The sequence below is a fragment of the Caballeronia udeis genome, assembly GCF_001544555.2.
Classification (GTDB): Bacteria; Pseudomonadota; Gammaproteobacteria; order Burkholderiales; family Burkholderiaceae; genus Caballeronia; species Caballeronia udeis.
This window is the reverse complement of sequence record NZ_FCOK02000051.1, coordinates 1-14785: the sequence shown is the minus strand read 5'-3', so window position 1 is coordinate 14785 and position 14785 is coordinate 1. Positions and strand designations below refer to the sequence as shown.

Genomic DNA, 14785 nt, shown 5'->3' with positions numbered 1-14785 from the left:
GCTCGCTGGCACGGGTTTCGGGCTTGACGGCGTTGACTCCGCCCGCAAGAGCCTGGGAGCCGCAACCCGACGTCAATCCCAAGCGCTTTGCCGGAAACCGTTGACAACAAGGCATCAACCCCGAGCGCTGCGCTCCGGCCCGGCGCCCGCGAAAAACCCCGTCGCCGGTGAAAAAACAGCCAAAAATCCGTCGAAAATTGGCATGCACAAAGCCCTTCAACCCGCTACCGGCTGCGAACGGCAAACATCCCGATGGGTTAGAATTCGCTTTTCGATACAGGATCGGAAGATGCAACGGCAGTCCCGGACCGGCTTTTTGACGCATGTTCCCCGCGGCGCTCCACGCGAATGCTGCGCGCCCTGCTGCGCTATCCACGCGGCTTCGGAACGGCATGCGCGTCATCAGCGATCGTGGCGCTGATTCCGGACCCTCCGAAGGTTTTGCATCGCTTGCCAACCCCTGCCGGCGAGCACCTTCACAAAAAAGTATCACTCGAAAATCTGCGCCTCCCCGCGCAATGCCGGCTATCGCGCTGCTCGTGACTTTATCGTCAGCACAAGCGCCGGCTCACCGAACTGTCGAATATGAACGCACCCCAAGCCTTCGATCCGAACGGCGCCGCGCATGCCGTGGCCCTGGATACCGAGCCGCGCCTGCGCGAAATTCCCTATAACTACACGTCTTTCTCCGATCGCGAAATCGTGATCCGCCTGCTGGGCGAGGAAGCCTGGGCCGCACTCGCCATCCTGCGCAGCGAACGCCGTACCGGCCGCTCGGCACGCATGCTCTACGAAGTGCTCGGTGACATCTGGGTCGTGCGTCGCAACCCGTATCTGCAGGACGACCTGCTCGACAACCCGAAACGCCGCGCATTGCTGATCGAAGCGTTGAATCACCGTCTGGGCGATATCGAAAAGCGTCGTAAGGCGGATCTGTCGCAGCATCAGGATGACGCCGGCCGGGAGCGCGCCGCACGCGTGGAACTGCTGATCAGCGCCGCCTGCCGCGCGGTGGAAGATTTCAAGAAAGAGTTCGAGCAAACCTACGATCTGCGCAAGAAGGCGTCGAAGGTCTTCAGCAAGGTCACCGAGAAAGACAACATCAAGTTCGACGGCCTGTCGCGGGTGTCCCACGTGACGGACGCAACGGACTGGCGCGTCGAATACCCGTTTGTCGTGCTGACGCCGGATACCGAGGCGGAAATCGCCGGCTTGATCAAGGCGTGCTTCGAGCTCGGTCTGACCGTGATTCCGCGCGGAGGCGGCACGGGCTACACCGGCGGCGCGATTCCCCTCACGCCGTTCGCGGCCGTCATCAACACCGAAAAGCTCGAACAGCTCGGACCCGTCGAAATGACGGACCTGCCGGGCGTCGACCATAAAGTCGCGACCATTTTCTCGGGCGCGGGTGTGGTCACACGCCGGGTGACCGAAGCCGCCGAACAGGCTGGTTTCGTCTTTGCGGTTGACCCGACGTCGCTGGATGCATCGTGTGTCGGCGGTAACGTCGCGATGAACGCCGGCGGTAAAAAGGCCGTACTGTGGGGCACGGCGCTCGACAATCTGGCCTGGTGGCGAATGGTCGATCCGCAGGGCAACTGGCTCGAAGTCACGCGCCTGGATCACAACTGCGGCAAGATCCACGACATTCCTTTGGCGCGTTTCCGGCTCGACTGGTTCGACGGAACGCGCGCGCCGGGCGAGAAATTGCTTCGCACGGAATCACTGGATATTTCCGGTAGCAAGTTTCGCAAGGAAGGCCTCGGCAAGGACGTGACGGATAAATTCCTGTCGGGTCTGCCGGGCGTGCAAAAGGAAGGTTGCGACGGGCTGATTACATCGGCGCGCTGGATCCTGCACAAGATGCCCGCTCATACGCGCACCGTCTGCCTCGAATTCTTCGGTCAGGCGCGCGACGCGATTCCGAGCATCGTGGAAATCAAGGATTACTTGTTCGAGACGTCGAAGCAGGGCGGCGCGATTCTCGCCGGTCTCGAGCATCTCGACGAACGTTATCTGCGCGCGGTCGGCTATGCGACCAAGAGCAAGCGCAACGCGTTTCCGAAGATGGTGCTGATCGGCGATATCGTCGGTAACGATCCGGATGCGGTCGCGCAAGCCACCTCCGAAGTCGTCCGCATGGCGAACGGCAAGAGCGGCGAAGGGTTTGTCGCGGTGAACGCCGAGGCGCGCAAGCGCTTCTGGCTCGACCGCTCGCGCACGGCCGCTATCGCGAAGCATACGAACGCGTTCAAGATCAACGAAGACGTGGTGATTCCGCTGAACCGCATGGGCGAGTACACGGACGGGATCGAGCGGATCAACATCGAGTTGTCGATCAAGAACAAGCTGCAACTCGTCGATGCCCTCGAAACGTTCTTCAAGACGGGCAAGCTGCCGCTTGGAAAGAGCGACGACGCCAATGAAATTCCGAGCGCCGAATTGCTCGAAGACCGTGTGCAGCAAGCGCTAGATCTGTTGCAGCGAGTGCGTGCACGCTGGAGCTTCATCGGCGAAAAGCTGGATCTGCCGTTGCGCGAAGCGCAGCACTATATGGTCCAGCTCGGCTACGAAGGGTTGGCCGAAAAACTCGCGGATCGCGTGGATTCGCAGCCGGGCGTCCGCGTGTTCGATGTCGCGCAGGACCGCACGATCCGCATCTCCTGGAAGCAGGAAATCCGCGCCGAATTGCGTCATATCTTCAGCGGCGGCGAATTCAAACCCATCCTCGAAGAAGCGCAGAACATCCATAAGACGGTGCTGCGTGGCCGCGTATTCGTCGCGCTGCACATGCACGCTGGCGACGGCAACGTCCACACCAATATCCCGGTCAACTCCGACAACTACGAGATGCTGCAGGACGCGCACGTCGCGGTCGCACGCATCATGAAGCTCGCACGCGATCTGGACGGCGTGATTTCGGGCGAACACGGTATTGGCATCACGAAGCTCGAGTTCCTGACCGAAGACGAAATTGCGGAGTTCCGCGAGTACAAACAGCGCGTTGATCCGCAAGGCCGTTTCAACGCGGGCAAGTTGCTCGCGGGCGCTGATCTGCGCAATGCCTACACGCCGAGCTTCGGCCTGATGGGTTATGAATCGCTGATCATGCAGCAGTCGGACATTGGTGCGATCGCGGATTCCATCAAGGACTGCCTGCGTTGCGGCAAATGCAAGCCGGTCTGCGCGACCCACGTGCCGCGCGCCAATCTGCTCTACAGCCCGCGCAACAAGATCCTCGCGACGTCGCTGCTGGTCGAAGCGTTCTTGTATGAAGAGCAGACGCGGCGCGGGGTATCGATAAAACATTGGGACGAGTTCAACGACGTCGCCGATCACTGCACCGTCTGTCACAAGTGCGTGACGCCGTGCCCGGTGAAGATCGATTTCGGCGATGTCACCATGAACATGCGCAACCTGCTGCGCAAGATGGGCAAGAAGAAATTCAACGCGGGCAACGCGGCCGGCATGTTCTTCCTCAACGCCACGAACCCGCAGACCATCAACCTCGCCCGCACGGCGATGATGGGCATTGGCTACAAGGCGCAGCGCCTCGGCAATGACGTGCTGAAGAAGTTCACGAAGAAGCAGACGGCGAAACCGCCTGCAACGGTCGGCAAGCCCGCGGTCACGCAGCAGGTGATCCACTTCATGAACAAGAAGATGCCGGGCAACTTGCCGAAGAAGACGGCCCGCGCGTTGCTCGACATCGAGGACAACAAGATTGTCCCGATCATCCGCAATCCGAAGACAACCACTTCGGATACGGAAGCGGTCTTCTACTTCCCGGGCTGCGGCTCGGAGCGCTTGTTCTCGCAGGTCGGCCTCGCCACGCAGGCCATGCTGTGGGAAGCCGGCGTGCAGACGGTATTGCCGCCGGGTTACCTGTGCTGCGGTTATCCGCAACGCGGCGCCGGTCAATTCGATAAAGCCGAGAAGATCGTCACGGATAACCGCGTGTTATTCCACCGTGTGGCCAATACGCTGAACTATCTGGACATCAAGACGGTGGTGGTGTCGTGCGGGACTTGCTACGACCAGCTGGCCGGGTATGAATTCGAGAAGATTTTCCCGGGCTGCCGGATTATCGATATCCACGAATTCCTGCTGGAAAAGAACATCAAGCTGGAAGGCGTGACGGGGACGCGCTACATGTATCACGACCCCTGCCACTCGCCGATCAAGACAATGGACCCGATCAAGCTCGTGAATGAACTCATGGGTTCGGCGAACGATGGCTACAAGATCGAGAAGAATGACCGTTGCTGTGGCGAATCGGGCACGCTCGCCGTGACGCGTCCGGACATTTCGACGCAAGTCCGTTTCCGCAAGGAAGAGGAAATCCGCAAGGGCGCGGCGAAGTTGCGCGACATTCCGCTCGTGGGCGAAGCGGGCGCGAACGGCATCAATCTGGCGAACGCATCGGCTGGAACGGCGGGTGCTGCACCGGGTTCGGTGCTAAAAGCAGGCGATGGCGCTCAATCCGGCGGAACCGACGTCAAGATCCTCACTAGCTGCCCGTCCTGCCTGCAGGGTTTGTCGCGTTATAACGAGGACGCAAACATCGAGGCGGACTATATCGTCGTGGAAATTGCCCGCAAGGTGCTCGGCGCGAGCTGGATGGAAGATTACGTGGCGCGCGCTAACGATGGCGGTATCGAGCGCGTGCTGGTGTAATAGCGGAACCGGGGCTTGTTTCGCTAGAGGAAAATGATGGACTGTGTCTTTTGCCGTGAAGACGGCGGCGAGGTCTTGTGGTCTGACGACTCAGTGCGCGTCGTCCTCGCCGATGAGCCCGAGTGGCCGGGCTTCTGCCGCGTGATCTGGCATGCGCACGTGGCGGAAATGTCCGATCTCGACAACGCCGCCCGCCTCAAGGTGATGACGGCGGTGAACGGCGTGGAGCGCGCGATCCGTCGCGTGCTCGCGCCGGCGAAGGTCAATCTGGCAAGCCTCGGCAACCAGGTTCCGCACGTTCACTGGCACGTCATTCCACGCCATTCCAACGATTCCCGTTTTCCGCTGCCTGTCTGGGCTCCGCGCCAGCGCACGGTGTCTCAGGCGCTGCTGTCCAACCGCCGCGCCCAGGCTACGTTGCTGCGCGAAGCGGTGCGCGCCGAAATGGTGCTGGCGTTCGGCCAGCCACCCGGCGAACCCGGCTGACCCAGGCGCGAAGGCGTACGGGCCTGACCGACTACCGACTCAATAAAGGCTCACCATGAGCGGATTGACTAAACAAACGCCGATTCCGACGGGCATTGTCGTGCATTCGAAAACGCGCGCTCTCGAGCTGCAATATCCGAACGATCAGACGTATCGGATACCCTTCGAGCTGTTGCGCGTATATTCGCCGTCGGCGGAGGTGCAGGGCCACGGTCCCGGACAGGAAACGCTGCAAACGGGCAAGCGCGACGTGCTGATCCTCGCGATCGAGCCGGTCGGCCACTACGCGTTGCAACTCAATTTCTCCGATGGCCACAATACCGGTCTTTATTCCTGGGACATCCTGCATGACCTCGCGGTCCGCCAGGATGAACTCTGGGCTGACTATCTCGCCAAACTGGAAGCGGCGGGCATCGACCGCGATACGCCAATGACGCCAAAAGCGTCCGGCGGCCACCGTCACTGAGCGGTTTTTATCTGTCGCGGCAATTTGTCGCGGCAACCGGCTGCAAGCCCGCTTTCGGGCGCGGCCAACAACACGAACAAGATGAGGACGAACGCGATGAGCAAGACCCACTTCGGTTTTGAAACGGTCGACGAACAAGAAAAAGCGAAGAAGGTGGCGGGCGTTTTCGATTCGGTCGCGAGCAATTACGACTTGATGAACGACCTGATGTCGGGCGGGCTGCATCGCGCGTGGAAGTTCTTCGCGATCGGCCAGGCAAAGGTTCGTCCAGGCTACAAAGTGCTCGATCTGGCAGGCGGGACGGGCGATCTGGCGAAAGCGTTCGCGAAACAGGCAGGCGAAAAAGGCGAAGTCTGGCACACGGATATCAATGAATCGATGCTGCGCGTCGGGCGTGATCGGCTGATCGATCGAGGTGTGATCACACCGACCCTGATCTGCGACGCGGAGAAGATCCCGTTCCCCGATAATTATTTCGATATTATTACAGTTGCCTTTGGACTTCGTAATATGACGCACAAAGATGGTGCGTTGGCCGAAATGTACCGGGTGTTGAAGCCGGGTGGCAGGGTGCTGGTCCTGGAGTTCTCGAAGGTATGGGGGCCTTTGAAGAAGGCGTACGATCTCTACAGTTTCAAGTTTTTACCGTGGCTTGGCGACAAATTTGCGAAAGATGCAGATAGCTATCGGTACCTGGCGGAGTCGATCCGGATGCATCCAGATCAAGAAACTTTAAAAGAAATGATGGAACGCGCAGGATTGGATCGAGTCGAATATTACAATTTGTCAGGTGGCGTGGTAGCGTTACACGTCGGGACCAAATTTTAGTGTTCCACTCTTATAAGGATTCGAAATGTCCGATTCGCGCTTACCCCAGACTCGGGGTTTCCTGAAGTCGTTATTCAGGAAAGCCGGGGTCGTTGCGCTGGCTGGCGTAATCATGGCCGGTGCTTTGATCGCTGAAGATGCAGAGGCGCGCCGCATGGGTGGCGGACGCAGCATAGGTCGTCAATCAACCACCGCAGCACAACAAAACCAGGCTACGCCGCCGTCGCAGTCCATGCAGCCGAGCCAGGCGGCCAACGCTCAGCGTGCAGCACCGCCGGCAGCGGCGCCCGCTGCTGCGGCCGCGCAGCCTGCGCGTAACCGCTGGATGGGGCCGCTCGCCGGTCTCGCCGCAGGTCTTGGCATAGCGGCGCTGTTGTCGTCACTTGGTCTTGGCGGCGCATTCGCCGGCGCAATGGCAAACATGATCATGATCGCGTTGATCGTGATGGCCGCTGTGATGGTGTTCCGCTTCATCATGAACCGCAGGAAAAACGCCAATACACCGGCTTATGCGGCCGCAGGTTCGCCGTTCGGCGGGTCGGCACGTAGCGAGTTCAACTCGCATGAGCCCAGCTATGTGCCGCAATCGGCGCCGGGTGGTTATGGCCCGTCCGCTACTGCGCTGAGCAGCCCGAACACGGTCGACGCCGCACCGCAGATCGAGGTGCCCGCAGGCTTCGACACCGAAGCGTTCGTGCGTAACGCGAAGGTTTATTTCGTGCGCTTGCAGGACGCATGGGACCGTGGCAATTCCAACGACATCCGCGAATTCACCACGCCGGAAATGTTCGCGGAAGTGAAGCTGGATATCGATGGGCGCGGCACGCAGCCGAACCGCACCGACGTCGTGCAACTCAACGCCGACATCCTGGGTGTCGAGGAGCGCGGCACGGAAAGCCTTGCCAGCGTGCGTTTCCACGGGCTGATTCGTGAAACGGAAGGCGCAGCGGCCGAGCCGTTCATCGAGATCTGGAACCTCTCGAAGCAGAAGTACGGCAACGAAGGCTGGTTGCTGGCCGGGATTCAGCAGGTCAGTTAATGGGTCTGGCGAAGGGCTCAAAAAGCCGGTCGCCCGGGTGTTGGAGGGTAGGCCCCATGGCTAACGTAATGCTGGCGGTGCCGGGTGCCAAACGATAACGCCAGTTGCAAAGGTAGAATAGAAACCCGCGCGAGTGACCGCTTGCGCGGGTTTTTTCATCTCAGAGCCGATGACGCACGCAGACGAATTCGCCCACCCCGCCGCACCTTCTGCCACCCAGGCCGCAGCCAGAACCGCATCGAAAGCGTTCGCGGCTGCTGTGAACCACGTGCTCGCGCGTGAATCGTGGGCACGCGAGCGTCTCACGCCTTACGCAGGCAAGACCGCGCGGCTGGCGCTTTCGCCGTTCTCGCTGTTGCTGATGGTCCAGCCGGACGGGCAGATAACCGCCGTCGATGAAACCGAAGCGCGCACTTTCGACGTTACCCTCTCCGTTCCCGCGGACGCCGTCCCGGCGTTCCTGCAAGGGGGCCAGGCGGCTGTGATGAAACACGTCCGCATAGAAGGCGACGCGGAGTTCGCGACCACGATCGCAAAGCTGGCTGAACATTTGCGTTGGGAGCCCGAAGAAGATCTGGCGCGCGTGATTGGCGACGGTCCCGCTCACCGGATCGGCTCGACCGTACGCAAGGTGGGCGAACAGGCGCGCCGCTCTGGGCGGAACCTGCTTGAATCGGTGGCCGAATACCTGCTCGACGAACAACCTCAACTCGTGCGCCGCAGCGCCCTCGACACGTTCAATGCGGAACTGTCGATCGCCCGGGACGCGCTTGCGCGCGTCGAAAAGCGCATCGAGCGACTCGAACAAAAAGCCGAAGCCCGAGGCGCGTCAGCGTCCGGCGCCGCGCCAGCGCGCGGCACGAGCAAGTAATGGGCTGAACCATGCGTCTTCTGCGTTTCCTCAAGATTTTCTTCACCGTAGTGCGATTCGGGCTCGACGAACTGGTAATGAGCGGCATCCAGGACCGGCGTGTCCGGTTGCTCATGCGCGTTACCACGTTCGGCCGCAGGTTCGACGTCGAACGCGGCGTGCGGTTGCGCCTCGCGCTCGAAAGTCTCGGGCCAATCTTCGTGAAGTTCGGGCAGGTGCTGTCAACGCGCCGCGATTTGCTCCCTGTCGACATAGCGAACGAGCTCGCCAAGCTTCAGGACCAGGTGCCGCCATTTGACTCGGATGTCGCTATCGCCATTGTGGAAAAGTCGCTGGGTTCACCCATTGACGTTTTGTTCGACGACTTCGAGCGTGTGCCGGTGGCGAGCGCGTCAATCGCCCAGGTGCACTTCGCCAAGATCAAGACCGGTGCGCATGCAGGCAAGGCGGTAGCGGTGAAGGTGTTGCGGCCGAACATGCTGCCGGTGATCGATTCGGATCTCGCGTTGCTGCGCGACATTGCTTACTGGACCGAGCGGCTGTGGGCGGACGGCAAGCGGCTGAAGCCGCGCGAAGTAGTCGCCGAATTCGACAAATATCTCCACGACGAACTCGACCTGATGCGCGAGGCTGCGAACGGCAGCCAGTTGCGGCGCAATTTTGCGGGCCTCGATCTGCTGATGGTGCCCGAGATGTATTGGGACTATTCAGCGCCCACCGTGCTGGTGATGGAGCGCATGGTCGGCGTGCCGATCAGCCAGGTGGAAGTCCTGCGGGCGGCGGGGGTGGATATTCCGAAGCTGGCGCAGGAAGGTGTCGAGATATTCTTCACACAGGTATTCCGCGACGGCTTTTTCCACGCCGACATGCATCCCGGCAACATCCAGGTGAGTCTCGCGGAAGAGACGTTCGGGCGGTACATCGCGCTGGATTTCGGGATTGTCGGCGCGCTGTCCGACTTCGATAAAAACTATCTGGCGCAGAATTTCCTGGCGTTCTTCAAGCGCGACTATCACCGTGTGGCCACGCTGCATTTGGAGTCGGGCTGGGTGCCGCCGAGCACGCGTGTCGAAGAGCTGGAAAGCGCGATCCGCGCGGTGTGCGAACCGTACTTCGACCGGGCGTTGAAGGATATTTCGCTGGGCCAGGTGCTGATGCGGCTCTTTTCCACTTCACGCCGCTTCAACGTCGAGATTCAGCCCCAACTCGTGCTGCTGCAGAAAACGATGCTGAACGTGGAGGGGCTCGGCCGGTCGCTCGATCCTGAACTCGATCTGTGGAAGACCGCCAAGCCGTATCTCGAGCGCTGGATGAACGAGCAGGTCGGCTGGCGCGGCTGGTATGAAAGACTGAAACTGGAAGCGCCGCAGTGGAGCAAGACGCTGCCGCAGTTGCCGCGCCTGATCCATCAGGTGCTGGCTGACCGGCACGTTCAGCCGGGGGGCGGCAATGACGAGCTCATGCGCATGATCCTGATCGAGCAGAAGCGCACTAACCGTTTGCTGCAGGCCTTGCTGATCTTCGGGCTGGCGGTGGGCGCGGGCGCTGTGCTGGTCCAGTTCTGGCAGGTATTTGCATCCGGAGGTTGAGAGCACCATGGTCGACAATAGCAAGCCCGCCGCGCCCGCCACCCCTCCCGACTTCCAAACCCGGGACCCGAATTCACCCGAGTTCTGGAGTGAACGCTTCGACCAGCGCTTCATGCCTTGGGATTATGCCGGGGTACCGGAGGCGTTCCAGGCGTTTGCCCTTGAGCATCGCAGTACGTCGCCGAACGTGCTGATCCCCGGCTGCGGCAGCGCGTACGAAGCGTTGTGGCTTGCGCGCGAAAACTGGCCGGTCAAAGCCATCGATTTCTCTTCAAGCGCCGTTGCGGCGGCGCGTGAGCAATTGGGCGAGTACGCCGGCGTGGTGGAGCAGGCCGATTTCTTCGCTTACAGGCCACCGTTCGAGACAGACTGGATTTATGAGCGCGCGTTCCTGTGCGCTTTGCCGCGGGACCGCTGGCAGGACTACGCCGTGCGAATGGCCGAACTGCTGCGGCCCGGGGCGCTGCTGGCGGGTTTCTATTTCCTCGGTGAGACGCCCAAGGGGCCGCCATTCGGTATTGAGCGGGGCGCGCTCGATGCTTTGCTGACCCCGTATTTCGAGCTCGTGGAAGAGCACGAAGTGACCGGCTCCATCGACGTCTTTGCCGGACGCGAACGCTGGCTCACCTGGCGTCGGCGTGCGCCGGAAGCCGGGCCTGCTGCCTGAATCCATCGTATCCCGGTCGCGCCTGCAACGGCTGACCCGCGCCTGACACATAGCCCGTATCTGCATCAAGCGGCTTGTGCTCGCGCACCTCGTGTTTCGATAAAAGAAACCTGCGCAAACCTGCCGTACGCCCTTGAAACCTAAGCCTGCGAGCCCAAAATTAAGGGGCCGCCGATGGTTTGCGGCTATAATTCAAGGCTTTGCAAGCGCCGAAACGTTAATCGTAGGAAGAGTGACATGCCGATCTACGCGTACCGCTGCGAGTCCTGCGGCTTCGAAAAAGACGCGCTCCAGAAAATGAGCGATGCACCGCTCACCCAGTGCCCGCAGTGCGGGAAGGAAACTTTCGTCAAGCAGGTAACGGCCGCGGGCTTTCAGTTGAAAGGTTCGGGCTGGTACGTCACCGATTTCCGTGGCGGCAACAACGGCGCCGCTGCTGCTTCCAAGAAGGAAGAGGGCGGTAAGAAGGACGAAGGCGCCAAAGCGGAAACGAAAAGCGAAAGCGCATCGGATTCGGGTAATTCGAGTAACGGGTCGAGCAAGGATTCGGGTAATCAGTCGTCGAAGACTGATTCGTCCACCGCAAGCGCGCCGGCAGCAAGCAGCACGACATCGGCTGCGGCGTCATCGGGCAAACCGGCGTCGCCTGCATCGAATTGACGCTCGCCGCTTGCGCGAAGCGCGACGCCTGCAACGCAATCTTGCCCGGCCTGCGCTGACAAGCGCGCTCAGTTGCACGATCTGCTCGATCTGTCCGATCGCACGCAAGAAGATGACCGCCCGAAGCCATGAATGTGCGTTGGGCGGCGAACCAGCCAAACCGCGAAATCCCAAGCGGGGCGGCCTTCCGGCTGTGTAAATGACGACCAAAAAGACTACGTTGAAATCCGTGTTCGCGACCGGCCTGCTGGTGCTGGTTCCGCTCGCCATCACGCTGTGGGTGATCGGGCTCGTGATCGGGACCATGGACCAGACGCTCCTGCTGCTGCCGGAATCCTGGCAACCCGAGCGGATCTTCGGCTTCCATCTGCCGGGCCTCGGCGCTGTGCTGACGCTCGCCTTCATTTTCGTCGTGGGCTTGCTCACGCAGAACTTCGTCGGCCAGAAACTGGTCGAGTGGTGGAATGTGATCGTGCGCCACATTCCCGTGGTCGGACCGCTGTATACCAGCGTTAAACAAGTGTCGGACACGTTGCTCTCCAGCAGCGGCAACGCGTTTCGCAAGGCACTGCTGATCCGTTACCCGCATTCGGGGTCCTACACCATCGGTTTCCTGACGGGTATTCCCGGCGGCGACGTGGTCAATCACCTGACTGAAGAGCATGTGAGCGTCTACGTGCCGACCACGCCGAATCCCACCTCGGGTTTCTTCCTGATGGTGCCGAGAAGCGAAGTCATCGAGCTCGACATGTCTGTCGATGCTGCGTTGAAGTACATCGTGTCAATGGGAGTAGTCGCGCCGTCCATGCCGCAAGCGCAGGCCGCGCCGCGCCGTCCCGTCGATCCGCCGCTGTAATGCCGGCGCGCTGCGAACAAGACCTTGGACTTGTGCGCGCGCACCGTTGATCAATGAATAACGAAAGACACAACATCATGTCGATGAGATCCGAATACTGCGGTCTGGTGACCGAAGCCCTGCTGGGCCAAAGCGTTTCGCTGTGCGGCTGGGTACATCGCCGGCGCGACCATGGCGGCGTCATTTTTATCGATTTACGCGACCGCGAGGGCCTCGTGCAGGTCGTGTGCGATCCGGATCGCGCTGAAATGTTCAAGGTGGCCGAAGGCGTGCGCAACGAGTTTTGCGTGCAGGTGAAAGGCGTGGTGCGCGGCCGTCCGGAAGGCACGGCGAATGCCGGGCTGACGAGCGGAAAGATTGAAGTGCTGTGTCACGAGCTGAACGTGCTGAACGCGTCGGTGACGCCGCCGTTCCAGCTCGACGACGACAACCTCTCCGAAACCACGCGCCTCACGCATCGTGTGCTCGACCTGCGCCGTCCGCAGATGCAGCAGAACCTGCGTTTGCGTTACCGCGTGGCTATTGAAGTACGCAAGTACCTGGACGCGCAGGGTTTTATCGACATTGAAACGCCGATGCTCACCAAGAGCACGCCGGAGGGCGCGCGCGATTACCTGGTGCCGTCGCGTACGAACCCGGGTCAGTTCTTCGCGTTGCCGCAGTCGCCGCAATTGTTCAAGCAATTGCTGATGGTGGCGAACTTCGACCGTTACTACCAGATCGTGAAATGCTTCCGCGACGAAGACCTGCGCGCAGATCGTCAGCCGGAATTCACGCAGATCGACTGTGAAACGTCGTTTTTGACGGAACAGGAAATCCGCGATCTGTTCGAAGCGATGATCCGTCACGTCTTCAAGGAAACCATCAACGTCTCGCTCGACGAGAAGTTCCCGGTCATGCTGTATTCGGAAGCCATGCGCCGTTTCGGCTCGGACAAGCCGGACCTGCGCGTGAAGCTCGAATTCACGGACCTGACGGACGCTGTCCGGGACGTCGATTTCAAGGTCTTCAGCACGCCGGCCAATTCCAAGGATGGCCGCGTGGCGGCGATCCGCGTGCCGCGTGGCGGCGAGATGACGCGCAGCGAGATCGACGGTTATACGGAGTTCGTGCGTATCTACGGCGCGAAGGGCCTGGCCTGGATCAAGGTGAATGACATCGCGAAGGGTCGCGATGGCCTGCAGAGCCCGATCGTGAAGAACCTGCACGACGCCTCGATCACTGCGATCATCGAGCGGACCGGCGCGCAGAATGGCGACATCATTTTCTTCGCGGCGGATCGTTCGAAAGTCGTGAACGACAGCCTGGGCGCGTTGCGTCTGAAGATCGGTCATTCGGAGTTCGGTCGTGCGAACGGCTTGTTCGAAAAGGGCTGGAAGCCGCTGTGGGTGACCGACTTCCCCATGTTCGAATTCGACGAGGAAGACAACCGTTACGTGGCCGCGCATCATCCGTTCACAAGCCCGAAGGACGAGCATCTGGAATATCTGGAAACGGACCCGGGCCGCTGCCTCGCGAAGGCATACGACATGGTGCTGAACGGCTGGGAAATTGGCGGCGGATCGGTGCGGATTTATCAGGAAGAAGTGCAGAGCAAGGTGTTTCGCGCGCTCAAGATCAGTGCGGAAGAAGCGCGGATCAAGTTTGGCTTCCTGCTCGACGCGCTTCAGTACGGCGCGCCACCGCATGGTGGTATTGCGTTCGGGCTGGACCGTATCGTCACGATGATGGCGGGCGCCGATTCCATCCGCGACGTGATCGCGTTCCCGAAAACGCAGCGCGCGACGGATTTGTTGACACAAGCACCGAGCGAAGTGGACGAAAAGCAGTTGAAAGAACTGCATATTCGTTTGCGTGCGCCGGAGCCGAAGCCGCAGTAAGCTTTAGCAGCATCATGGGTTGAAACGAAAAAGGCGCCGCAGGCGCCTTTTTCGGTTTATGGGGTTCTGCGATTGCCCGAAGAGCTCTCCGTCTGCGTCGGAGCTGGCGAATGCGTTATAGCGCGGCCAGATAGTCGAATGTCTCGGGGTGCTGCTCGACCAATTTGATCAGCACTGCGGCCTGAGCATTCGGCTTTGCAGTTCCTTGCTCCCAGTTCTCAAGCGTGCGCGGGTTGACGCGCAACCGGTGAGCCAGCACCGCTCGTGAAACGTTCATTTTGGTACGCATTTCCCTGATCTCGTCCGCCGAAACTTCCACTGGCGACGGGATCTCCATATCGATTGTCCGCAGAGTCACTTTGCCTTTGCGCTGATCCTCCAATGCGGTGACGCCTTGCTTCAATTCCGCAAATAGATTGCGTTTCATTTGTTTTTCCTCGAAGTCATTTCGGCGCCCAAAGCGAACGCCAATTCCCGGCGCTCGTCATTTGATAGGTCGTCCATTTCGTCTTTGCCGTAAAGCGTAAACAACCAGACCTGCCACCCCGAAACCCAGTAGTAATAAATCACGCGGATTCCGCCACGCTTTCCTTTTCCTCGCTTGCTACTGCCGAATCGAACCTTACGGAGGCCGCCCGTGCCTTTAATGACATCGCCTGCGGTGGGATGAGCCAGTAACTCTGCCTGTAATTCCATTTCTAATTCAATAGTGAATCAATCATCCACGGCCACGCGACGATGGAATGAACCCGTTGGTGATCCAGTT

At 60.4% G+C, this 14785-nt stretch carries 13 protein-coding genes; 11 read left to right on the top strand and 2 right to left on the bottom strand.

Annotated elements, in window-relative coordinates:
* Positions 1-585: 585 nt before the first annotated feature.
* The 11 genes from AWB69_RS29250 (at position 586) to aspS (ending at position 14019) form a co-directional block, all read left to right on the top strand.
* Positions 586-4677, top strand: coding sequence for a DUF3683 domain-containing protein (locus AWB69_RS29250; RefSeq protein WP_062090322.1), 4092 nt, complete (start codon positions 586-588; stop codon positions 4675-4677).
* Positions 4678-4713: 36 nt separating this feature from the next.
* Entirely contained in the window at positions 4714-5163 is a 450-nt protein-coding gene (locus AWB69_RS29245) for an HIT family protein (protein WP_062090321.1), read from the top strand.
* Positions 5164-5218: 55 nt separating this feature from the next.
* Positions 5219-5629, top strand: coding sequence for a gamma-butyrobetaine hydroxylase-like domain-containing protein (locus AWB69_RS29240; protein ID WP_062090320.1), 411 nt, complete (start codon positions 5219-5221; stop codon positions 5627-5629).
* Between the two features lie 96 nt (positions 5630-5725).
* On the top strand, positions 5726-6457 hold the full coding sequence (ubiE, locus tag AWB69_RS29235) for a bifunctional demethylmenaquinone methyltransferase/2-methoxy-6-polyprenyl-1,4-benzoquinol methylase UbiE (protein ID WP_062090363.1): 732 nt from the start codon (positions 5726-5728) through the stop codon (positions 6455-6457).
* 25 nt (positions 6458-6482) lie between these two features.
* A complete protein-coding gene (locus AWB69_RS29230) occupies positions 6483-7496 on the top strand; it encodes a Tim44 domain-containing protein (RefSeq protein ID WP_062090319.1) in 1014 nt (337 codons plus the stop codon).
* Between the two features lie 169 nt (positions 7497-7665).
* Entirely contained in the window at positions 7666-8367 is a 702-nt protein-coding gene (locus AWB69_RS29225) for a ubiquinone biosynthesis accessory factor UbiJ (protein WP_082913641.1), read from the top strand.
* Positions 8368-8378: 11 nt separating this feature from the next.
* Positions 8379-9956, top strand: coding sequence for a ubiquinone biosynthesis regulatory protein kinase UbiB (gene ubiB, locus AWB69_RS29220; protein ID WP_062090318.1), 1578 nt, complete (start codon positions 8379-8381; stop codon positions 9954-9956).
* 7 nt (positions 9957-9963) lie between these two features.
* Positions 9964-10623, top strand: a complete 660-nt coding sequence (locus AWB69_RS29215; protein WP_062090317.1) for a methyltransferase — start codon at positions 9964-9966, stop codon at positions 10621-10623.
* 237 nt (positions 10624-10860) lie between these two features.
* Positions 10861-11283: an FmdB family zinc ribbon protein gene (locus AWB69_RS29210; protein WP_062090316.1), complete on the top strand. Its 423-nt coding sequence runs from the start codon at positions 10861-10863 to the stop codon at positions 11281-11283.
* Positions 11284-11482: 199 nt separating this feature from the next.
* Positions 11483-12139 (top strand): DUF502 domain-containing protein, encoded by a 657-nt coding sequence (locus AWB69_RS29200; protein ID WP_062090314.1) that lies wholly within the window; start codon positions 11483-11485, stop codon positions 12137-12139.
* Positions 12140-12216: 77 nt separating this feature from the next.
* Entirely contained in the window at positions 12217-14019 is a 1803-nt protein-coding gene (gene aspS, locus AWB69_RS29195) for an aspartate--tRNA ligase (protein WP_062090313.1), read from the top strand.
* Between the two features lie 115 nt (positions 14020-14134).
* On the opposite strand, the gene AWB69_RS29190 is transcribed toward aspS, so the two are convergent.
* Together AWB69_RS29190 and AWB69_RS29185 are read right to left on the bottom strand one after the other, a co-directional pair.
* A complete protein-coding gene (locus AWB69_RS29190) occupies positions 14135-14446 on the bottom strand; it encodes a helix-turn-helix domain-containing protein (protein ID WP_062090312.1) in 312 nt (103 codons plus the stop codon).
* Complete coding sequence (locus AWB69_RS29185) at positions 14443-14715, bottom strand: hypothetical protein (RefSeq protein WP_197500355.1); 273 nt, start codon at positions 14713-14715, stop codon at positions 14443-14445. The genes AWB69_RS29190 and AWB69_RS29185 overlap by 4 nt, the downstream gene beginning before the upstream one ends.
* Positions 14716-14785 lie beyond the last annotated feature (70 nt).